This is a genomic window from Bordetella petrii (genome assembly GCF_000067205.1).
Lineage (GTDB): Bacteria > Pseudomonadota > Gammaproteobacteria > Burkholderiales > Burkholderiaceae_B > Bordetella_A > Bordetella_A petrii.
Window position 1 is genome coordinate 2,263,825 of the sequence record NC_010170.1, and the last position, 18,168, is coordinate 2,281,992.

An 18,168-nucleotide genomic window follows, 5' to 3' on the forward strand; every position below is an offset into this window, starting at 1 on the left:
CCACTGCGTTGCGACCGCAAGCGGTGCAGCCAGCCCGTCCCCCGCCGGCCGGATCACAACAAGGACGCGATGGGCGCGAACCTTGTTCCACCAAAAGGAGATCCATCATGGCCAACATCGGCACCTTCACCGCAGACAAAGACGGCTTCACCGGCACGCTTCGCACCCTGACGCTCAACGTCAAGGTCAAGCTGGTGCCCAACGACAAGGGAGACAACGAGAAGGCCCCGGACTTCCGCCTGCAGGCCGCCAGTCACGACATAGGCGCGGCGTGGAAGAAGACCAGCGAGGCCGGGCGCGAGTACATCTCCATGACCCTCGACGATCCTTCGTTCCCGGCCACGGTCTACGCCCGCCTGATCGAAGGCGAGGACGGCACGCACGACCTGATCTGGTCGCGCAGCAAGCCCCAGACGGCCTGACGGCCGCCAGCGCCCCGCCCACGCGGCGGGGCGCAGTGCTGCTTTTGCGGCGCTGCGTGGAGGCAGCACCATCGCCTAGTCTGCGCCGTGTCGAGTTGCTTGAGTATGCGTTGAGTCTGCGGTTGCAAGAACAGTCGGGCGTGCGGTGCTTTGCACCGCCGGGCTTTTCGGGCTGCGCCCCGTGCCGACTTCACCGTCACGGCCATCCGGCTCCAATCCCTCACGCCTACGCGCCTGCGGCGCTGCGCGCTTCGCTTGCCCTCCGGGGATCGGCGCAAGGCCCATCCCCGCCGCGTTGCACTTGGCGCCCCTTGAACGCCGCCGAACCGGCTTTCGCCGGATCGGCCGGGCCGTCGCCTACGGCTGGGCCGCTGCTGCGAGCTGGCTTTCAGCCTCGCTCATCAGCACGGCCGTGCTGCATTCGAGCGCGCCAGCTATCTTGAAAATGATCGCCAGCGTGGGCATGTGCTCGCCGCGTTCGATCTTGCCCATGTGGGAGCGCTCGATACCGGCCTGGTGCGCCAGCGATTCCTGCGCGATGCCGCGCTCCATCCGCAGCGCACGCACCGCCGCGCCGAAGGCGTGAGCCAGCTCGGCGTCGTGGGTGGTGGAGCCGGCCGGTCGGCCGCGCTGGACGGTTCGCTTCTGCATAGACAGAAGCGTCAATTCGCAGCACAATTAAAACCACGTTATCTTTAACTCAATCACTCGATTCGATCCTTTTTCGTGCTTCTACGTTTTTACGGAAATCCGCCTCTGAGGCTTTCTGCAAAAGCGCACAGTCTCATCCGTGCATTTCTTCCAATCCGCCGATACGGCTACGTTTGGGTGGATTTGTTCCAAGAAGGGGCCGCCCATGAACCGACTCATCACCGAGGACGAGCGCAGGCAGTTGCTGGCCCACGGCCAGGCTCGCGCCCGTGGCGAGGCCATCGACCCGCTGCCCGTGGCGCGGCTATTCACTCCGTACGCGCATCTCATCTGGCTGCTGGCCGCGCTCGATCCTGTCGATGGCGATACGGCCTGGGGACTGATCGACCTGGGGCTGGGGATGCCCGAACTGGGCTCCGTGAAGCTGTCCGATCTGGCATCCATCGTCGGGCCGCGCCAGCAGCCCGTGATGCGGGATCGGTATTTCCAGGCAGCGCGCCCGCTGTCGGAATATCTGCGGCTGGCCCAGGAGAACGGTTCCATCCTCGATTGAACCGTTCGCGCTCCAGCCAGACCGGGCGCATTGAGACTATTTCAGTCTTATTCCTGACCTGTCCGGTCTGAATCCGCACTCTTGCATCAAACCATTGCTGGTGTGACTCAATCAGTCAGGCTCTTTTGTGCGGAGTCGGGCACGGTGTTTTATGCCGCATGACGTTTTCAGGTCGAGCGGCCGTCGCATTCGGACGGGATTCGCAATACACCGGAGCCAATCTGGCTTGACACCGCATGTTACAGCTTGAATTGACACAGAGGACGGTTTTGACCTGGATGCGGTAGCTCCGTTTTGATCTGCCCGTGGCGGCGTTCCTGCGGTTCGACAGGAGCTTTCGTTATGGTCAACCCTCATCACGTTGCCCACTGGTATCCCACCGCCGCCTATTTGTACATCCTGGGATTGGACATGCTGGCGCTGGCCTGGGAGTATCTGCGCAGGCATCCCGATTACCGGCTCGACTGGATGCGCCACCGTCGCCGGTCACAGGCCGCACAACATGCGGCGCTGCGCTGGGGCTTGCGCCTGCTGGAAGACCCTGCCCTGGATGCGCGCGACGCGCACCCGGCCTGGCTGCCCGGCAATGCCGCCGTGGTGCAGCTCCATCCCGATCACGATCCGCCGCCGGATGCGGCCGTGTTCGCGTTCTGGCGCATCCCTGGCCACAAGCAACTGCTGCACGACGGCAAGGGACTGGCGCTGATCGTGCGCAGTCCCGGCCATTGTTCGCGCTTCGCGCTCGCTCCGGGTCTGGAGGACGGCATGGCGGTCGTCCATGCTCATCGCGGAAGTGGTGACGGCGGCGCTGCTGCGCCTGCCCGCTGCCATGCGCCCGTGCCGGACGCCGCGCTGGCCCATGCCATGCCCAGGCCACCTCCTGCCGCACTGTTGGAGCTGCACACCTTGCAGGCGCTCGACGCGACCCTGGCGGGTGCGTCCTTGCGCGAAGTGGGCGAAGGGCTGTTCGGTGCCGACGCCGTGGCCGACTGGTACAGCGACGGCGGGCTGCGCTCGAAGGTGCGCCGCCTGGTGCGGCGCGGCGATGCGCTGATGCGCGGCGGCTATCGCCGCCTAGCACAGCTTGCGCCGCTTGAGAAGGGTCGTTTTGATAAGGACGCAAAACGACCCTGAGCAAGAGGGCTTCGTTTTCTGAGACTGCCTCCATCCGGTTGCGCTGTGTGGCCGGAGCTTTGAAAGCTATGGAGGTTCTTACCATGCGTCCTGCTCCCTTGCGGCCTGCCGCCACTGTCTCGACCGCTGCCGCGCAGCCCCAACGCTATCTCACCAACGACGAAGCCGCCGAATACTTGCGCCTGTCGCCGCGCACGCTGGAAAAGCAGCGCGTGATCGGCGGCGGCCCGCGCTTTCGCAAGTTCGGCCGGCGCGTCATGTACGCCGTGGCCGACCTCGATGCCTGGGCTGCCGACCGCAGCTTCGAGACGACCTCCGATCCCGAATACGCCGAGCACCACTCGGCTGACAACCGTGCGCGCTGATCGGCGGCGCGCGGCAGGCCATCGCCATGTCCAGCACCGCGCTGCCGTCCCGGCAGCGGCCGTTGCAGGAGCGCGAACAGCTCGACCTGTTCCGCGCCTTGCCCAGCGACATGGCGCCGCGCGACAGCCAGGACTTGATGGCCTATCCGTTCTTCTCGCTCGGCAAGTCCAAGCGGGTCAAGCCCATCGACTTCCGTGCGGGCAAGGTGACGATTCGCGTGGAAGGCACGGCCGAGCACGGCATCGCCACGATTTGGGATGCCGACGTGCTGATTTGGGCGGCCTCGCAGATCGTGGAGGCGAAGGATGCGGGCCTGCGGCCATCGCGGCTGATCCGTGCAACGCCCTACGAGATCCTGCGCTTCATCGGGCGCGGCAAGTCGCTGCGCGACTACCAGCGCCTCAAAGCGGCCTTGGATCGCCTGCAATCGACCACGGTGGCCACGTCCATCCGCGAGACAACCGGGCGACGCCTGCACCGCTTCTCGTGGATCAACGAATGGAAGGAACTGGCCGATGCCAGCGGCACGCCGCTGGGCATCGAGCTGATCTTGCCGGACTGGTTCTATACGGGCGTGCTGGATGCCGCCCTGGTGCTGACCATCGACCCGGCGTATTTCCGGCTGACCGGCGGCATCGAGCGATGGCTGTACCGGCTGGTGCGCAAGCACGGCGGCAAGCAGGCATACGGCTGGCAGTTCGATTTCCGCTACCTGCACCAGAAATCCGGCAGCACCGCCAAGCCCTACGACTTCGCCTGCGACCTGCGCACGCTTGTCGCGCGGCAGTCGCTGCCCGGTTACGTTCTGGGCATCGAGCGGATGCCGGACAGCGGCGCCGAGCTGCTGACCTTCCGGCCCGTGCCGCATACGGCACGGGGATAACTCCGGGAGAGCCTGTGAATCGTGTCGTGCTATCAGGCGTGCGGGGTATCGTGCTATCAGGCGTGGGACTATCGTGCTATCAGGCGTGCCAATCGGCCGCAAACCCGCGCCAGCACTGGGTTTGCGCACCCTCTAACTTCCCTAACTTAAATTCTCTAACTTGTAGTAGGGAAACGCCGCTGCGGTGGACAACCGCCACGCGGCGCGAAACGCAGCAGCAACAGCCGGGCTTTCCAGCAGGGAGGGCCAGGCCATGATCGTCGCGCTGCTCAACCAGAAAGGCGGCGTGGGCAAGACCACGCTCGCCACGCACATCGCCGGCGAGCTGGCGATGCGCGGCCAGCACGTTGTGCTGCTGGACGCCGACCCGCAGGGTTCATCGCTGGACTGGACGCAACGCAGAAGCCAGCAAGGCTTGCCACGGCTATTCAGCGCGGTGGGCCTCGCACGCGAAACGCTGCATCAGGAAGCCCCGGAGCTGGCACGCCGCGCCGATCACGTCGTCATCGACGGGCCGCCGCGCATTGCCGCCTTGGCGCGCTCCGCGCTGCTGGCGGCCGAGCGCGTGCTGATCCCGGTGCAGCCCAGCCCCTATGACCTGTGGGCCAGCGCCGAGATGGTGGCGCTGATCCGCGAGGCGCAGGTGTTCCGGCCGCTGCTCCGCGCGGCCTTCGTCATCAACCGGCGCGTCAGTACCACCGTGATCGGGCGCGAAGCGCGCCAGGCGCTCGCCGACCAGCCGCTTCCTGCGCTGCGCGCGGAAGTGCATCAGCGCATCGTGTTCGCCGACAGCGTGGCCGCTGGCCGGCTTGCACGCGAGACGGCACCGGACAGCGCCGCCGCGCGGGAAATCACCGCGCTGGTGGACGAACTGCTGCGGTGGACGACATGACAGCGAAGTCACCACCGAACAGCAAACGTGCGGCAAAGCGCGTCGGCATCGGCGCGCGTCCGCCCGCGAATCCGCACGCCGAGGCGTGGATTCGCCAGGGCGACGCCGATGCGCTGGGCAAGGGCGACCTCTATACGGCCCGCCTCACGCTCGACATCACGCCCGCCATGCGGGCGCGCATCAAGGTGTCGGCCTTCACGCAAGGCGTGACCGTGGCCGACCTGCTGCGCGGACTGCTGGAGCGGGAGTTTCCCGAGAACCGCAGGGAGAACACACCATGACCGCATCCACTCCACCAGTCACCGCGCCTGCCGCTGTCGCGGCCACGGCTGCACTGGCTGCGCCTATCGGCCAGCCTGCCAGCGCGCCGTTGACGCGCGTCGCGCTCGCCTACATCGAGGCCCGTTTCAAGCTCTACCTGCGCTTCGGCGAACCCGCGCGCGCGCACCAGCTCGACCGCTGGCGGCGTAGCGCGGTGTTCCTGCCGGGCGCGTTGTTCTGCCGCGTGCGCTGGCAGTCCAACGACTTCGGCACCGTGCGCTGGCAGCTCATGGTGATGCAAGCCTGCACACCGCTGGATGCGGCGCAGCGCATCCCCGGCGTGCAGCCGGGCGCGCGCCTGCTACTGCACGCCGAGGGCGACGGGCAAGTGCGCGCCGTGCTGGAACGCATCGACGCCATCGAGGCGCTGGGCGTCGCGCCCATCGCCGTCTCGCCCGCGTACTGGCGCACGCTCGCCAACCGGCTCGCCGCGCGCCTGCCGCTGCCCGAATACACCGCCGAGCGGCACGCCGCCTGGCTGACCGGGAGGGCGCTGCCATGACCACCGTTTCCACCACCGGCACCGCACCGTGTCCTCGTTCGCATGCACGCTCACGCTTGCGCGCTCGCATCGTGCTCGCTGGCTTCGCCGCCTGCGGCCTCGCTGCGCTGGCCTGGGCTTCGTTCGTGCAGCCGCTGCCGCGCCTGATCTATAACCCGTCCGACAGCGTGGCCGTCGGCTGGTATCGCGTCGATCCGCTGCACCATCGGCCCGGCTCGCTGCCACGTCCGTCGTCCGTGGGCAGCATCGTCCTGACCACGCTGCCGCCAGACGCCGCCGCGCTGGCCGCGCAGCGCGGCTACCTGCCGGCGCGCGTGCCGCTGCTCAAGCGCGTAGGTGCGACCGCGCCGCAGCACGTTTGCGTTTTCGATGCGCTGGTGTGGATCGACGGCGTGCCGGTGGCCGCCGTCCGGCCCGCCGACCGACTGGGCCGTCTGCTGCCATCCTGGCCGCAGTGCCGGCAGCTTCGGCCTGGCGAACTGTTCCTTCTCAGTGTGACCAATCCGGCGTCGTTCGACAGCCGATATTTCGGGCCGGTCAGCGCATCCGCCGTGATCGGCGTCGCGCGCCCGATCTGGCTGGAGGCCCGCCCATGATGGCCGCCGACTCGCTGCACGTTGCCGTGCATCTTGTCGTGCCATCGGGCGTGCCGATCCCGTGGCTTTCCGCATGTCGTCGCGCGTGCAGTGCAAGCGCCGATCCTTCGTATCGGGCGCCGCACTTCGCGCTGGCTGCTCGCGCAGCAGCGCCGCCGGGCCGCCGCTGCCCGGAGCGCCAGCGAGGGGCAAAGGCGGAAGGCAAGACAAAAGGACGCGGCACCGGGCCGCGTCGAAAGCCAGTCTGCACGTGGGGGTGGCGCAGCACGGCGCGGCTTCGCCGCCGTGCCGCGTGTGGCGCGAGAGCTGCGCCAATGCAGGCATGTCCGCGTGCTTCGCACGCCGGGGCACGCCCCAGCTTTCAGGGGGCACAGCCATGACCGACCGCCACGACGACGACTTCCGCGTGCGCCCAAACCCTCCAAAGGCCCCGAAGAATCGGGGCAAGGGCCAGGGGCAGAGCTTCGTTTCCAAGGTGCTCAAGCAAGCAGGCAAAGCCAGCAGCGGCAAGTCCACGGTGCGCCGTCCGGCGTCGGCGCGTGGCACCGGCCAGCGGCCCGGCTCGCGCCTCGGGCGCGGCCACACGGCGGCGCGCTTCGCGGGTGCGAAGCTGACGCCCATGTCCCGGCGCGTGACTATCAAGACCTTGCTAGTGAACCACCAGCGGGCCAGCCCGCAGTCGCTCGCCAAGCACCTGCGCTACATCGAGCGCGACGGCGTGGGCCGCGACGGTGAGCCGGGCCAAGCCTACGGGCCGCAGACCGACGCCGCCGACCTCAACGCCTTCAAGGAACGCTGCGCGGACGACCGGCACCATTTCCGCTTCATCCTCTCGCCCGAGGATGGCGCGGAGCTGGAAGACCTGCGCACCTACACGCGGCACCTCATGGGCCGCATTGAGGCCGACCTGGGCACGGGCCTCGATTGGGTGGCCGTGAACCACTGGAACACCGACAACCCGCACACGCACATCGTCGTGCGCGGGCGCGATGACACGGACGAAGACCTCATCATCGCGGGCGACTACATCGCCGACGGCTTCCGCCACCGCGCCGCCGAGCTGGCGACCGAGTGGCTCGGGCCGCGCACCGAGCTGGAGATCCAGCAGACCTTGGTGCGCGAGGTGGAACAGGAGCGATGGACGAGCCTGGATCGCACCTTGAAGCGCGAGGCTGGCGACGATGGCCTGGTGCATGTCGAACGGCTCAACGAACCCCGCTTGCAGCGCCAACGCCTGCTGCTGATCGGCCGCCTGCAACGCTTGCAGCGCCTGGGCCTGGCCGACGAGACGCAGCCGGGCACCTGGGCCGTCCATGCCGATGCGGAAAAGACCCTGCGCGCCTTGGGCGAGCGCGGCGACATCATCCGCACCATGCAACGGGCCATGAGGGGCGAGCCGCGCGAGCTGGCGGTGTTCGAGCCTGGAGACGATGGCCGAACCATCCTGGGGCGCGTGGCCGCGAAGGGGCTGGCCGACGAGCTGCGCGACCGGGGCTATCTGGTCATCGACGGCGTGGACGGCAAGGCGCACTACGTCGCACTCAACGCCCGCGACGAACTGGCGAACTATCCCACCGGGGCCGTGGTGGAGGTGAAGGGATCGACCGACGTGCGCGCGGCCGACAGGAACATCGTCGCGCTGGCGAATGATGGCCTGTACCGCACCGATCACCACCTCGCCATCGCGCAGGGCCAGGCCGTGCCCGGCCGCGACCCGCAGGAAGTCATCGCCGCCCACGTCCGCCGGCTGGAGGCCCTGCGCCGGGCCGGCATCGTGGAGCGCGTGGCCGAAGGGCTATGGAAGGTGCCGAACGACCTGGCCGAGCGTGGCCGCCAGTACGACGCGCAGCGCCTGGGCGGCGTGGCCGTGGAGCTGAAATCGCACCTGCCCATCGAGCGGCAGGCCCGCGTGATCGGGGCCACCTGGCTCGACCAGCAGTTGATCGGTGGCGGCGCGGGCCTGGGCGACCTGGGTTTCGGTGGCGAGGCCAGGCAGGCGATGCAGCAGCGCGCCGACTTCCTCGCCGAACAAGGGCTGGCCGAGCGGCGTGGGCAGCGCGTGATTCTTGCGCGCAACCTGCTGGGCACGCTGCGCAACCGGGAGTTGGCACAGGCCGCAAAGGACATTGCCGGCGAAACCGGCCTGGAGCATCGCCCGGTGGCCGACGGGCAGCGCGTGGCCGGCATCTACCGGCGCAGCGTCATGCTCGCCAGCGGGTGCTACGCGATGCTGGATGATGGCATGGGCTTCTCGCTGGTGCCGTGGAAGCCGGTGATCGAGCAGCGGTTAGGGCAGCAGCTTGCCGCCACAATGCGCGGTGGCGGGGTGTCTTGGGAAATCGGCCGACAGCGCGGCCTGTCCGTTGGCTAGCTTGTGCTGCTTTGTCTGCTCACTACGTGGGGTGTGCCAAAGCAGCACACTCCGATAGTTTGTCAATGTTGCCTGGCGCTTCTGAAGCTCAGATGATTTTTGGGGCTTCCCGCAAGAACGGCAGGAAGCCTTTATCGTAAGGTCATGGCCTTTCCAGAATGGTGGCGATGCCTTGCCCGCCACCTATGCACTGGGTAGCAAGAGCATAGCGCCCTTGCTGCCGCGCCAGCAGAGCCGCAGCCTTGCCAGTGATACGAGCGCCGGTAGCGCCCAGCGGGTGGCCGATAGCCAGCCCCCCGCCGTCGATGTTCACAGTAGCCATGTCCAGTTCCAGGTCGCGGATGCAAGCCAGCGCCTGCGACGAGAAAGCCTCGTTGATCTCCACGACGTCCAGGTCAGACACCGCCAGGCCAGCGCGTGCCAGCGCCTTGCGTGTGGCCGGGATAGGTCCGATGCCCATGACGGCCGGATCTACTCCAACGGTCGCAAAGCTACGAATGCGCGCCAATGCTTGCAGGCCATAGCGCTCGGCAAAGTCGTCGCTGGTGACGAGCACCGCTGATGCTCCATCGGTCAGCGGCGACGACGTGCCAGCCGTGACCACGCCGTCTGCCCGGAAGGCGGGTTTGAGTCCCGCCAGCGCCTCCAGCGTGGTGCCTGGGCGGATGCAGCCGTCGGCATTGACCAGTTCGCCATCCTGTAAACGGATAGGCACAATCTCGTCGGCCAGCCGACTTTGCTCGCGAGCAGCAGCGGCTTTCTGATGGGATTGCAGCGCGAGCAAATCTTGATCGGCGCGATTAACACCCCAACGCTGCGCCACGTTCTCTGCCGTCTCACCCATAGAGATATAGGCAGCGGTGTTGGTCTGCAACTCAGGGTTGGGCGAAAAGTTAAAGCCGCCCTGCGGTACCAAGCTCATCGACTCTACGCCTACGCAGAGGAAAGCGTCTCCCATGCCCGCCTCAATCTGTGCGGCCGCGATATGCACTGCCTGCATAGACGATCCGCAGAAGCGGTTTACCGTCATCCCGCCAACGGCCTCGGGAAGACCGGCTAGCAAGCCGACGATGCGCGCCAAGTTGTTGCCCTGTGCGGCCTCGGGGTAAGCGCAGCCAAGGATCACGTCCTCCAGCAGCGCTGGGTCTAGGTCGGTGCGTTGCAGCAGTCCTTGCACGACCTGCGCGGCCATTGTGTCGGGCCGCACTTCGGCTAGGCGTCCCTTGCGGGCGAAATGGAATGGTGAACGTGCATAGGCGGCGATGACTGCTTTCATGATGTTTTTCCTTTCATGGTGTTTCCTCTTCTGAATAGTCAAAACCACCTCCAGCGGTGGATCTGAACGTCAGCGCGACATCGACTCATCGCGCATTAAAGCCAAGATGGCTTCGGATAGTTCGGGATCGTCCACGGCACGCGCGAGTACCATCGCGCCGACGCTTTCCATGATTGCTCATGGGCTCTTTCCAGGCGATCCCTATGCGTTGCCAGGACAGTGCCGCGCGAATTTAGAGCTTTGGGATAAAGCTCGGCCAAGCTGAGCGGCTTGGTCACATCCGGATTCTCCTGCGCAGGCTTACCAGTTTGTTGTGTGGCGAGCTAGGCAATCACCTTCGGCGCGATACTCTCGGCCCAAGGAATCGGAGTCCGCGCCGAGGCCGCAGGGCTGCTCACCGCATCGAGCCGACCGATATGCTCGGCCGACAGCTTGACCGACAAAGCCCCCAGGTTGTCGGCCAGCTGCTCGGGCGATCGCGGCCCGATGATCGGTACGGAGCCGTGGGTGCCGGCCCAGGCAATCGCTACTTGGCCCGGCGTCACCCCTAGTTCCTCGGCGATGGCAATCACCGTGTCGAGAATCTGCGTGCGTTGCTCGGAGTTCTCCGGCTGGAACACCTTGCCGCCAAAACCTTCCGCACGGCCTTTCTCGCCCTTGCGGTACTTGCCGGTCAGCATGCCGCCTCCCAGCGGCGACCAAGTGACGATGCCGAGGCCCAGGGCATGCGACGCGGGGAACAGTTCGGCCTCAGCTTCGCGCCGAACCAGGCTGTGCTCGAATTGCGCGGCCGCGATGGGCACCGCCCCGGAGACTTCGGCCAGCGTCACTGCACGGGCCAAACGCCAAGCCGGGAAGTTCGATATACCTGCGTATAGGATCTTGCCCGCACGTGCCAGGTCCTCGAAGCCTCGGACGATTTCCTCTGTAGGCGTGACGCCATCGGGCCAATGCACCCAGTAGATGTCGATCCGGTCGGTCTGGAGCCGCTTCAGGCTCGCCTCCAGTGAGACAACCATGGCCTTGCGGCTATTGCCAAGGATCAGCGGGTTGGCATTGGGTGTAGCGCCACGTGTGAATTTGGTGGTGAGCACGAAGTTTTCGCGTTGACCCTTCAGCAAGGTGCCAAGCAACTCTTCGGATTGCCCAAACTGATAGGCGTCGGCCGAATCGATGAAATTGCCGCCGGCCTCAACGTAGGTATTGAAAATTTTCGTGCTGACATCGGGATCGGCCCCATAGCCCCAGCCCGTTCCGAAGTTTCCGGTGCCGAGTGATACCTGAGATACCTTGAGACCGGTACTGCCAAAGACGGTGTATTTCATGCTCTGCTCCTAAAAAAGAAAAATGCTCTACGCTTCTTGCGCCGCACCGGGGCGACGCGGCACTACAAGATTTCCCACGGATACCTGTACGGTCTTCCCGTCTTGATTCAGCGTGGTCGTGCGGACCTTCGCTATTCCTTGCTCGGGACGAGATTTCGATGGCCGCACTTCGAGAACTTCGCTCTCCACACGTAACTCATCGCCGGGCCGAACCGGAAGCGGCCAACGCAATTCGTCGAATCCCGCGCCCACGATGCCTCCCGCCGGTTTGAACTCGCTGTCCACCAGCAGTCGCATCGTGATCGCGGCGGTATGCCAGCCGCTCGCCGCTAGGCCCCGGAAGATCGAGCTGCTTGCAGCGGTTTCGTCCAGGTGGAAGGGCTGGGGGTCGAACTCGGTGGCGAAGCTCTTGAGGCGGTTTTCTTCGACACGAATGCGCGTGCTGCCGGCGTAGCGTTGCCCCGCTGCCAGGTCTTCCAGATAGAGAATGGTCATGTCCAACTCCCGTCAGATGGCTTCGAGTGCCAGCGCAATGCCCTGGCCCCCGCCGATGCACAGCGTGACAATGCCGCGCCGGATGCCGTCCCGCCGCATCGAATGCAACAGTCGTGTGGTCAGCACTGCACCCGTTGCACCGATGGCGTGTCCGTGGGCGATTGAGCCGCCCTCGACGTTGACGATGTCTTCGGCAAGATTGAGTTCGCGCAGGCACGCCAGCGTGATCGCTGCGAACGCTTCGTTGATCTCGATGCGTTCGATGTCGGTGTGCTTCCAATCAGCACGTTCGAGTGCCAACTTGACCGCTGGCACCGGCCCGATGCCGAACATGCCGGGTTCGACGGCGGCCACCCCTTGGGCGACCAGCCGCGCCCAGGGTTGCAGACCGTGGCGCTCGGCGAAGGCGCGTTCCGTGACGATCACCGCTGCCGCGCCACTGTTGAGGCCCGGCGCATTGCCAGCGGTGATGGTGCCGTCCTTGCGGAACGCGGGTCTGAGCTTGGCCAGCGTTTCGACCGTTGTGTCGGGCCGGTTGGCTTCGTCCTTGTCGAAGCGCACGGCACCCTTGCGACCGGCCAGTTCGATTGCAACGATTTCCTCGGCAAACTTGCCCGCAGCCTGTGCAGCACTGAAACGCTGCTGCGAACGTGCGGCCCAGCGATCCTGATCTTCGCGCGTAATGCCGTACTGGTTGACCAGATCCTCGGTATGCCAGCCCGAGTGTTGTCCGCTGAACGCATCATTGAGGCCATCGCGCAGCATGCTGTCGAGCATCAGCGCATCGCCCATGCGGTTACCCCAGCGTCCGCCCGGCACGAGGTAGGGTGCCTGGTCCATGTTTTCCATGCCGCCGGCGATCACGGCGCCAGCGTGACCCGCCGCTACTTCCAATGCCGCCGTCGCGATGGCTTGGGCGCCGGAGCCGCACACTCGGTTTACCGTCAATGCAGGCACTTGCACCGGCAGCCCGCCGCCAATGCTTGCCTGGCGCGCTGGATTCATCCTGGCGCCGGCCTGGATGACCTGGCCCAGCACGACGGCGTCGATGGCGTCGGCTGCCAACCCGGAACGCCGCAGGGTCTCGCGGACAACGGCCGCTCCAAGTTCAGGCGCAGGCGTGTCTTTTAACGCGCCACCGTAGGTGCCGATCGCTGTGCGCACCGGCGAGCAGATGACGATTTCAGTTTGAACCATGTCCGTCTCCCGAGGTGAATCAAGCGCGATCGAAGATCAGGCACGTCGTTGTTGCGTGCGCGTAGATCTTTCCGTCCGGGCCGACGATCTGGCCGTCGGCTACGGCGACTTGGCGCCCGGCGTGAATCAACTTGCCTTCGGCACGTACCAGTGGCACCTGATCGCTCAAGGGGCGAAGCATGTTCACCTTCAGTTCCAGTGTGGTGTAACCCTTGCCGACTGGAAGCGTCGTATGCACTGCACAACCCACGGCTGAGTCAAGCAGCGTGGCGAACCAACCGCCATGTACGGTCCCCAGCGGGTTGTAGTGACGGCGCGATGGCCGCCCCTGAAAAACTGCCGAGCCATGCTCCATGTGAACCGGAATGAAGTCGAGCGTGTCGCCGATCGGCGGCGGAGGCAGCTCACCTGCAAAGATCGCCTCGAACACCTCCAAGCCCGATCGGTTGAACGCTTGCCCCTTGGGAACAACATCAGGTGCCTCCAAGCGTGCGCGCACACGCGCTTCGTCTGCTTCCCATCGTGCGACTACTTCATCGACTGACATACGCTGCTCCTTCTTTCCATTAACTTGCATATACAAAGATTGCAGGTACAATGTATCACATGAAGAACGCCACCAAGCCTCAAGGCTGTACGAATCTCAAGCTGCGCCAGCTCACTCGCGTGGTGACGCGCCACTACGACCGCTTTTCCAGTGAGACGGGCTTGAAGAACACGCAGTACGCGCTGCTGTCGCACGTCGTCGGCCTCGGGCCTATCCGCCCGGGCGATCTGGCCAAGCGCATGTACATGGATGCCTCGACATTGACACGCAACTTGCAGCCGCTGGTGGCGCATGGGTGGTTGCAGATTGGTGCCGGCAACGATGCTCGCAGTCGTCTTGTCGAAGCGACCGATGCGGGGCGAGAAAAGCAAGCCGAGGGGCAGCGCGCGTGGAAGGCAGCACAGTTGGCGCTCAACGAGCGGCTTGGCATCGAGCGCGTTGCCGCGCTGCACGAACTGCTTGAAGCCTGCATCGAATGCCTGGATGACGATGCCGAGAGCGTTGCCGATGGAGCTTCGCCATGAGCGCATCACCCCACCAAACAACCGGCGATGCCTGCGCTAACTCCCTCGATTCAACAGACAACCAAATGATGCAAGAACATACATACGTGGCGAAGGGAGAAGAGGCCCCGGGAACACAGAAAGCACTGACTGCTGAATTGCTGTTCCTGCTTGCCGGGCTGGCAGCATTGGGCGCGCTCGCCACCAACATCATCCTGCCGGCGTTTCCCGACATGGCCGTTGCCCTCGGCACGTCGGTGATCGACCTGAGCGCCACGCTCAGCAGCTTCCTTGTCGCCTTCGCAGTGGGGCAGCTTTTCGTCGGACCGCTGTCGGACCGATTCGGCCGAAGGTGGCTGGTGTTAGCCGGCCTCTTGGCATTCGTTATAGGAAGCGCGATATGCGCGTTCGCCAGCACGCTACCTCAACTCATCGGGGGACGGGTTGTCCAAGCGCTCGGGGTCTGCGCAACATCGGTCCTGTCGCGTGCCATTGCTCGCGACTTGTTTGACGGTGAGGCGCTTGCTCGCACGCTCACCCTCATCATGGTGGCTATGGCTGCCGCTCCGGGCTTTTCACCGATGCTCGGCGGCGCGCTCAGTAGCTGGCTAGGCTGGCAGTTCACGTTTGCCTTTGTCGGTGTGATGGCCGTCGTGCTGGCAATTCATTACAACGCCAGGCTCGGGGAGACGCATCAAGCTGACAGACGTTCGGCCATTTCTATCCCGGCGATACTGAAGACTTACTGGCAGCTCCTGACCGATCGGCGCTTCATCGCTCCAGCGCTTACGATGAGCCTTGTCAGCGGTTCGCTGTACGCATTCTTCGGCATGGCCCCGGCGATCCTGATGGTTGGATTCCATTTCTCGCCGTTTGGGCTGGCGATCTTCTTTGCATCTACCGTTTTCGTCGTGTTTGGCGCTGGCCTCTTGGTGCCACGCCTGGCCCACCGATGGGGACAGGCACGGGCAGTTCGGGTGGGTCTGGTTATCGCATTGACGGGCAGCATTGTGCTGCTGGTTGGCAAGGAAGATTTCGTGTTCTTTTCCGCTGCTCTGATGGTGTTCCTGCTCGGGATGGGCATGGTCAACCCGCTGGGCACCGCCATTGCGTTGCACCCCTTCGGGCGGCAGGCAGGAGCGGCGTCGGCGTTGCTCGGCTTTTTGCAGATGGGGTGCGCGGCCGTCGCCATCAGCGTTGGCGCGATGCTCGATGTTCCTGCGTATACATCGCTCGGCATCATCCTCACGTCCAGCCTCGCACTGGCCTTCGCCGCTTTTTGGACCTTGCAGTAAGACCCGCCGCAAGACGCTATCCATTCCCATTCAATAGAACCAATATCAACATGACCAAACAAGCACTCTTCGAGTCGTACCCACTGGGGTCTCTGACTCTCGCCAATCGCATCGTTATGGCACCACTGACCCGCAGCCGTGCCGGTGCCGGACTCGTGCCCAGCGAACTGGCCGTGACCTATTACGCCCAACGCGCTTCTGCCGGCCTGATCATCACCGAGGCCACCCATCTACCGGCGCAGCGTCATGCTCGCCAGCGGGCGTTACGCGATGCTGGATGACGGCATGGGCTTCTCGCTGGTGCCGTGGAAGCCGGTGATCGAGCAGCGGTTAGGGCAGCAGCTTGCCGCCACAATGCGCGGTGGCGGGGTGTCTTGGGAGATTGGTAGAGCACGATTCGTCTGGTAACGGCATGTGCTACCTGTGAGGAACAGGTTGACGAACTCATTGCATCGTTGTCGGCCCCGATGAACGCGGGGCGGCAGGCTTGATGCAGGATTAGCAGCAAGCCACAGCCACAGCCACAGCAGCATTCAGTTATTGCATTCACTCTGTGCAACTTGCAGTAGCCATTGCTTCAACGCCAGCGCGGCAGGCCGCAAGGCAGAGCCTTTGTGATGGACGATGTAATAGCCTTTTGTTACTGGCAGGCGGCACTCGAATGGCTCGCACAGCGAGCCATCGCGCAGCTCGGCTTCCGTCAGGATGGCGCTGCTCAAGACAGCGCCTTGGCCGTATCGCGCAGTTTCTATGGCTAGCAGAGACTGGTCAAAGTGTAGGCTTGGGATTGCGTCGATCTGCTCGTCCGTGAGGTGGCTGAACTGTTGGAGCCAACATCGCCAATGCGGTTGCAGGGTTGTGTGCAACAAAGTTGCCCGAACCAGATCATCGGGTGTTCTCAAACGGTGTTCTTTGACATAAGCCGGCGAGCAGTAGAGCCGAGCCTCGTCGTGGCAGAGCAATGCGGATTCCAGCGAGGCATCCTCTCCGTCGAAGTAGCGTATGGCAAGGTCAACCCGATCGCGCTCAAAATCACTCATCGCGGTGGTAGCGCCCAGGTGCAAAGAAATATTCGGCTGCTTGGCCAAGAAACCCACCATGCGCGGCGCAAACCATTTCGCGGCGAGCGTTGGCGGCATGGAGAGCCAAACCTCGTTGGCTTGACTCAGGCGGAGTTGCTCGCTGACATGCTGGATGCGTGCCAGCGCAGGCCGAATGGCAGCCCAATAGTGCATAGCTTCTGCCGTAGGCTGGATCTGCCTAACCATGCGCGTGAATAGGGTTACGCCCAGCCACTCTTCGAGCTTCTGGATTTGCTGCCCTACCGCGCCTGGTGTGACATGAAGTTCTGCGGCCGCCATGGTGAAGCTTTTGTGCTTCATGACCGCATCAAAAACCACCAAAGACCGAACCGGAAGGGTCGTACTCATAAAGCCCCCATGATGTAGTTTTTCTATTCCATGGGCGAAGTTTAATCGTTTGTTCAAGAAGGTGCCATGCGGAAAAATTGCGGCATCAAAAGCAGCATCCCCTATTGCGTCTGCGGCCTCATCGAGCCCGACACAGGTTAAATCCAAAGGGGACATCCGAGAACCTTGTGGCTACAGGAATCCCTATGTCTATGAATCAAAAACGCCCGTTCATCCCATTGTCCAGCGACACCGAAAGCAAACCGACACCTGCGATGCGGCAGGCCATCGCAAATGCGGAGGTGGGCGACGAGCAACGAGGAGAAGACCCCACCGTCAACCGACTGCAAGAGCGCGTAGCCGAACTGCTAGGCAAGGAGGCAGCGCTGTGGTTTCCGGGGGGCACGATGTGCAACTTTGTGGCGACGAAGGTGCATACGAATCCCGCGGATGGCGTGATCGCCGACTGGATGGCGCACATCATCCGTGCAGAGTCTGCTGGTGTGGCCTTGAGTTCCGGTGTTCTGATTGAACCGATCATGACCCAGTCAGGGATCTTCACTGCCGAGGAAATGCGGCAAGCGCTCCATCGCCTGAAGACCGTTTCCTCGCCTTACGGCCCACCACCCAAGCTTGTCTGTGTAGAGCAGACACACAACTTCGCGGGCGGCACTGTCTGGTCACTCGATCAGCTCAAATCGGTGTCCAGCGCGGCGTGCGCTGAAGGACTAGCAATACACATGGACGGCGCACGACTGCTTAATGCCTGCGTCGCCACCGGAGTTTCACCAGCCGCCTACGCGGCGCAGGTGGACAGCGTGTGGATCGACTTCACCAAGGGACTGGGTGCGCCAATCGGTGCCGTCATGGCAGGAAGCCGCGACTTCATCGCCGAAGCCAAGCGCTACAAGCACGTGTTTGCCGGAGCCATGCGGCAGGCGGGCATCGCCGCAGCGGGCTGCTTGCACGCTCTCGATCATCACGTGGATCGCCTTGCCGAAGACCATGCAAATGCACGCCGTCTGGCCGACGGTCTTAAGGGGCTGGCCGGTATCCACGTCATGACGCCAGAGCCCGAGACCAACATGGTTTATTTCGATCCCTCTGGCATCGGCATTTCTCACGAGGTATTTCTGTCGCAACTCCAATCGCGCGGCGTGCGCATGGGTCTGGTACGAGGAGCGATTCGTGCCGTCACGCATCTGGACGTCAGCCAAGCAGACATTGACGCGGCCATCCTCGCGGTCGGCGCTATCGCGCAGTCGCCGCCTGAATCACACGCACCAATGGTCTCGAATGCAGGACGACAAGGGTACTGATGGCCCTCCCATATGAGTAACTGTCGTTGTTACTGGCCGGCGGAGCCATGTGGTGGCGCGCGCACATGAAACCCATCTAGCGTTGGCGTGCCCATATCTTTCCATTTCTGA

The 18,168-nt window shown here is 64.3% G+C and carries 20 protein-coding genes and 2 pseudogenes; 15 read left to right on the forward strand and 7 right to left on the reverse strand.

Going from position 1 to position 18,168, the window contains the following annotated elements; all coding sequences use genetic code 11:
* Positions 1-107: 107 nt before the first annotated feature.
* Positions 108-422: a DUF736 domain-containing protein gene (locus tag BPET_RS11050; protein WP_012249090.1), complete on the forward strand. Its 315-nt coding sequence runs from the start codon at positions 108-110 to the stop codon at positions 420-422.
* A 357-nt stretch (positions 423-779) separates the two neighbouring features.
* On the opposite strand, the gene BPET_RS11055 is transcribed toward BPET_RS11050, so the two are convergent.
* Positions 780-1,073, reverse strand: a complete 294-nt coding sequence (locus tag BPET_RS11055; RefSeq protein ID WP_011516230.1) for a helix-turn-helix domain-containing protein — start codon at positions 1,071-1,073, stop codon at positions 780-782.
* Positions 1,074-1,278: 205 nt separating this feature from the next.
* Between BPET_RS11055 and BPET_RS11060 the strand changes: the two genes are divergently transcribed.
* The 9 genes from BPET_RS11060 (at position 1,279) to BPET_RS11100 (ending at position 8,691) form a co-directional block, all read left to right on the forward strand.
* Positions 1,279-1,626 (forward strand): DUF2958 domain-containing protein, encoded by a 348-nt coding sequence (locus BPET_RS11060; protein ID WP_012249091.1) that lies wholly within the window; start codon positions 1,279-1,281, stop codon positions 1,624-1,626.
* Positions 1,627-1,968: 342 nt separating this feature from the next.
* The gene (locus BPET_RS11065; RefSeq protein WP_012249092.1) at positions 1,969-2,760 is read left to right on the forward strand and encodes a DUF2285 domain-containing protein; all 792 of its coding nucleotides are present in this window, start codon (positions 1,969-1,971) and stop codon (positions 2,758-2,760) included.
* 83 nt (positions 2,761-2,843) lie between these two features.
* Positions 2,844-3,125, forward strand: a complete 282-nt coding sequence (locus BPET_RS11070) for a helix-turn-helix transcriptional regulator (RefSeq protein ID WP_041863808.1) — start codon at positions 2,844-2,846, stop codon at positions 3,123-3,125.
* Positions 3,126-3,151: 26 nt separating this feature from the next.
* Complete coding sequence (locus BPET_RS11075; protein WP_012249094.1) at positions 3,152-4,009, forward strand: replication initiator protein A; 858 nt, start codon at positions 3,152-3,154, stop codon at positions 4,007-4,009.
* A 253-nt stretch (positions 4,010-4,262) separates the two neighbouring features.
* Positions 4,263-4,901: a ParA family partition ATPase gene (parA, locus tag BPET_RS11080; protein WP_012249095.1), complete on the forward strand. Its 639-nt coding sequence runs from the start codon at positions 4,263-4,265 to the stop codon at positions 4,899-4,901.
* Positions 4,898-5,182, forward strand: a complete 285-nt coding sequence (locus BPET_RS11085) for a hypothetical protein (protein ID WP_012249096.1) — start codon at positions 4,898-4,900, stop codon at positions 5,180-5,182. The genes parA and BPET_RS11085 overlap by 4 nt, the downstream gene beginning before the upstream one ends.
* Entirely contained in the window at positions 5,179-5,724 is a 546-nt protein-coding gene (locus BPET_RS11090) for a DUF2840 domain-containing protein (RefSeq protein ID WP_012249097.1), read from the forward strand. Before BPET_RS11085 ends, BPET_RS11090 begins: the two co-directional genes overlap by 4 nt.
* Complete coding sequence (locus tag BPET_RS11095) at positions 5,721-6,320, forward strand: S26 family signal peptidase (RefSeq protein ID WP_012249098.1); 600 nt, start codon at positions 5,721-5,723, stop codon at positions 6,318-6,320. The genes BPET_RS11090 and BPET_RS11095 overlap by 4 nt, the downstream gene beginning before the upstream one ends.
* 376 nt (positions 6,321-6,696) lie before the next feature.
* The gene (locus BPET_RS11100) at positions 6,697-8,691 is read left to right on the forward strand and encodes a relaxase/mobilization nuclease domain-containing protein (RefSeq protein ID WP_012249099.1); all 1,995 of its coding nucleotides are present in this window, start codon (positions 6,697-6,699) and stop codon (positions 8,689-8,691) included.
* Positions 8,692-8,833: 142 nt separating this feature from the next.
* On the opposite strand, the gene BPET_RS11105 is transcribed toward BPET_RS11100, so the two are convergent.
* The 5 genes from BPET_RS11105 to BPET_RS11125 all read right to left on the reverse strand — a co-directional run bounded on the left by BPET_RS11105 (position 8,834) and on the right by BPET_RS11125 (position 13,531).
* The gene (locus BPET_RS11105) at positions 8,834-9,967 is read right to left on the reverse strand and encodes a thiolase family protein (protein WP_012249100.1); all 1,134 of its coding nucleotides are present in this window, start codon (positions 9,965-9,967) and stop codon (positions 8,834-8,836) included.
* Between the two features lie 323 nt (positions 9,968-10,290).
* Positions 10,291-11,292 carry an aldo/keto reductase gene (locus tag BPET_RS11110; RefSeq protein WP_012249101.1) on the reverse strand — a complete coding sequence of 334 codons (1,002 nt, stop codon included), beginning with the start codon at positions 11,290-11,292 and terminating at the stop codon, positions 10,291-10,293.
* A gap of 27 nt (positions 11,293-11,319) precedes the next feature.
* On the reverse strand, positions 11,320-11,787 hold the full coding sequence (locus tag BPET_RS11115) for a MaoC family dehydratase (RefSeq protein ID WP_012249102.1): 468 nt from the start codon (positions 11,785-11,787) through the stop codon (positions 11,320-11,322).
* 12 nt (positions 11,788-11,799) lie between these two features.
* Positions 11,800-12,984, reverse strand: coding sequence for a thiolase family protein (locus BPET_RS11120; protein WP_012249103.1), 1,185 nt, complete (start codon positions 12,982-12,984; stop codon positions 11,800-11,802).
* Positions 12,985-13,003: 19 nt separating this feature from the next.
* A complete protein-coding gene (locus BPET_RS11125; RefSeq protein ID WP_012249104.1) occupies positions 13,004-13,531 on the reverse strand; it encodes a PaaI family thioesterase in 528 nt (175 codons plus the stop codon).
* 59 nt (positions 13,532-13,590) lie between these two features.
* Between BPET_RS11125 and BPET_RS11130 the strand changes: the two genes are divergently transcribed.
* From BPET_RS11130 to BPET_RS11140, 4 genes and pseudogenes are all read left to right on the forward strand, one after another.
* Positions 13,591-14,055, forward strand: coding sequence for a MarR family winged helix-turn-helix transcriptional regulator (locus tag BPET_RS11130; RefSeq protein WP_012249105.1), 465 nt, complete (start codon positions 13,591-13,593; stop codon positions 14,053-14,055).
* Positions 14,052-15,329 carry a multidrug effflux MFS transporter gene (locus BPET_RS11135; RefSeq protein ID WP_012249106.1) on the forward strand — a complete coding sequence of 426 codons (1,278 nt, stop codon included), beginning with the start codon at positions 14,052-14,054 and terminating at the stop codon, positions 15,327-15,329. Before BPET_RS11130 ends, BPET_RS11135 begins: the two co-directional genes overlap by 4 nt.
* 50 nt (positions 15,330-15,379) lie before the next feature.
* Positions 15,380-15,586 (forward strand): annotated as a pseudogene (locus tag BPET_RS25995) (oxidoreductase); the annotation flags it as partial.
* Positions 15,558-15,737, forward strand: a pseudogene (locus tag BPET_RS11140) (DUF3363 domain-containing protein); the annotation flags it as partial. The pseudogenes BPET_RS25995 and BPET_RS11140, both read left to right, overlap by 29 nt.
* 125 nt (positions 15,738-15,862) lie before the next feature.
* Here BPET_RS11140 and BPET_RS11145 read toward each other — a convergent pair.
* Positions 15,863-16,759: a LysR substrate-binding domain-containing protein gene (locus tag BPET_RS11145; RefSeq protein WP_012249109.1), complete on the reverse strand. Its 897-nt coding sequence runs from the start codon at positions 16,757-16,759 to the stop codon at positions 15,863-15,865.
* Between the two features lie 185 nt (positions 16,760-16,944).
* Between BPET_RS11145 and BPET_RS11150 the strand changes: the two genes are divergently transcribed.
* Positions 16,945-18,057, forward strand: a complete 1,113-nt coding sequence (locus BPET_RS11150; protein WP_012249110.1) for a threonine aldolase family protein — start codon at positions 16,945-16,947, stop codon at positions 18,055-18,057.
* Positions 18,058-18,168: the final 111 nt, after the last annotated feature.

What these genes read in the sequence shown, in the direction of transcription:
- BPET_RS11050 (WP_012249090.1), top strand. Translation starts at nt 108, where the DNA reads ATGGCCAACATCGGCACCTTCACCGCAGACAAAGACGGCTTCACCGGC.
- BPET_RS11055 (WP_011516230.1), bottom strand. Translation starts at nt 1,073, where the DNA reads ATGCAGAAGCGAACCGTCCAGCGCGGCCGACCGGCCGGCTCCACCACC.
- BPET_RS11060 (WP_012249091.1), top strand. Translation starts at nt 1,279, where the DNA reads ATGAACCGACTCATCACCGAGGACGAGCGCAGGCAGTTGCTGGCCCAC.
- BPET_RS11065 (WP_012249092.1), top strand. Translation starts at nt 1,969, where the DNA reads ATGGTCAACCCTCATCACGTTGCCCACTGGTATCCCACCGCCGCCTAT.
- BPET_RS11070 (WP_041863808.1), top strand. Translation starts at nt 2,844, where the DNA reads ATGCGTCCTGCTCCCTTGCGGCCTGCCGCCACTGTCTCGACCGCTGCC.
- BPET_RS11075 (WP_012249094.1), top strand. Translation starts at nt 3,152, where the DNA reads ATGTCCAGCACCGCGCTGCCGTCCCGGCAGCGGCCGTTGCAGGAGCGC.
- parA (WP_012249095.1), top strand. Translation starts at nt 4,263, where the DNA reads ATGATCGTCGCGCTGCTCAACCAGAAAGGCGGCGTGGGCAAGACCACG.
- BPET_RS11085 (WP_012249096.1), top strand. Translation starts at nt 4,898, where the DNA reads ATGACAGCGAAGTCACCACCGAACAGCAAACGTGCGGCAAAGCGCGTC.
- BPET_RS11090 (WP_012249097.1), top strand. Translation starts at nt 5,179, where the DNA reads ATGACCGCATCCACTCCACCAGTCACCGCGCCTGCCGCTGTCGCGGCC.
- BPET_RS11095 (WP_012249098.1), top strand. Translation starts at nt 5,721, where the DNA reads ATGACCACCGTTTCCACCACCGGCACCGCACCGTGTCCTCGTTCGCAT.
- BPET_RS11100 (WP_012249099.1), top strand. Translation starts at nt 6,697, where the DNA reads ATGACCGACCGCCACGACGACGACTTCCGCGTGCGCCCAAACCCTCCA.
- BPET_RS11105 (WP_012249100.1), bottom strand. Translation starts at nt 9,967, where the DNA reads ATGAAAGCAGTCATCGCCGCCTATGCACGTTCACCATTCCATTTCGCC.
- BPET_RS11110 (WP_012249101.1), bottom strand. Translation starts at nt 11,292, where the DNA reads ATGAAATACACCGTCTTTGGCAGTACCGGTCTCAAGGTATCTCAGGTA.
- BPET_RS11115 (WP_012249102.1), bottom strand. Translation starts at nt 11,787, where the DNA reads ATGACCATTCTCTATCTGGAAGACCTGGCAGCGGGGCAACGCTACGCC.
- BPET_RS11120 (WP_012249103.1), bottom strand. Translation starts at nt 12,984, where the DNA reads ATGGTTCAAACTGAAATCGTCATCTGCTCGCCGGTGCGCACAGCGATC.
- BPET_RS11125 (WP_012249104.1), bottom strand. Translation starts at nt 13,531, where the DNA reads ATGTCAGTCGATGAAGTAGTCGCACGATGGGAAGCAGACGAAGCGCGT.
- BPET_RS11130 (WP_012249105.1), top strand. Translation starts at nt 13,591, where the DNA reads ATGAAGAACGCCACCAAGCCTCAAGGCTGTACGAATCTCAAGCTGCGC.
- BPET_RS11135 (WP_012249106.1), top strand. Translation starts at nt 14,052, where the DNA reads ATGAGCGCATCACCCCACCAAACAACCGGCGATGCCTGCGCTAACTCC.
- BPET_RS11145 (WP_012249109.1), bottom strand. Translation starts at nt 16,759, where the DNA reads ATGAGTACGACCCTTCCGGTTCGGTCTTTGGTGGTTTTTGATGCGGTC.
- BPET_RS11150 (WP_012249110.1), top strand. Translation starts at nt 16,945, where the DNA reads ATGTCTATGAATCAAAAACGCCCGTTCATCCCATTGTCCAGCGACACC.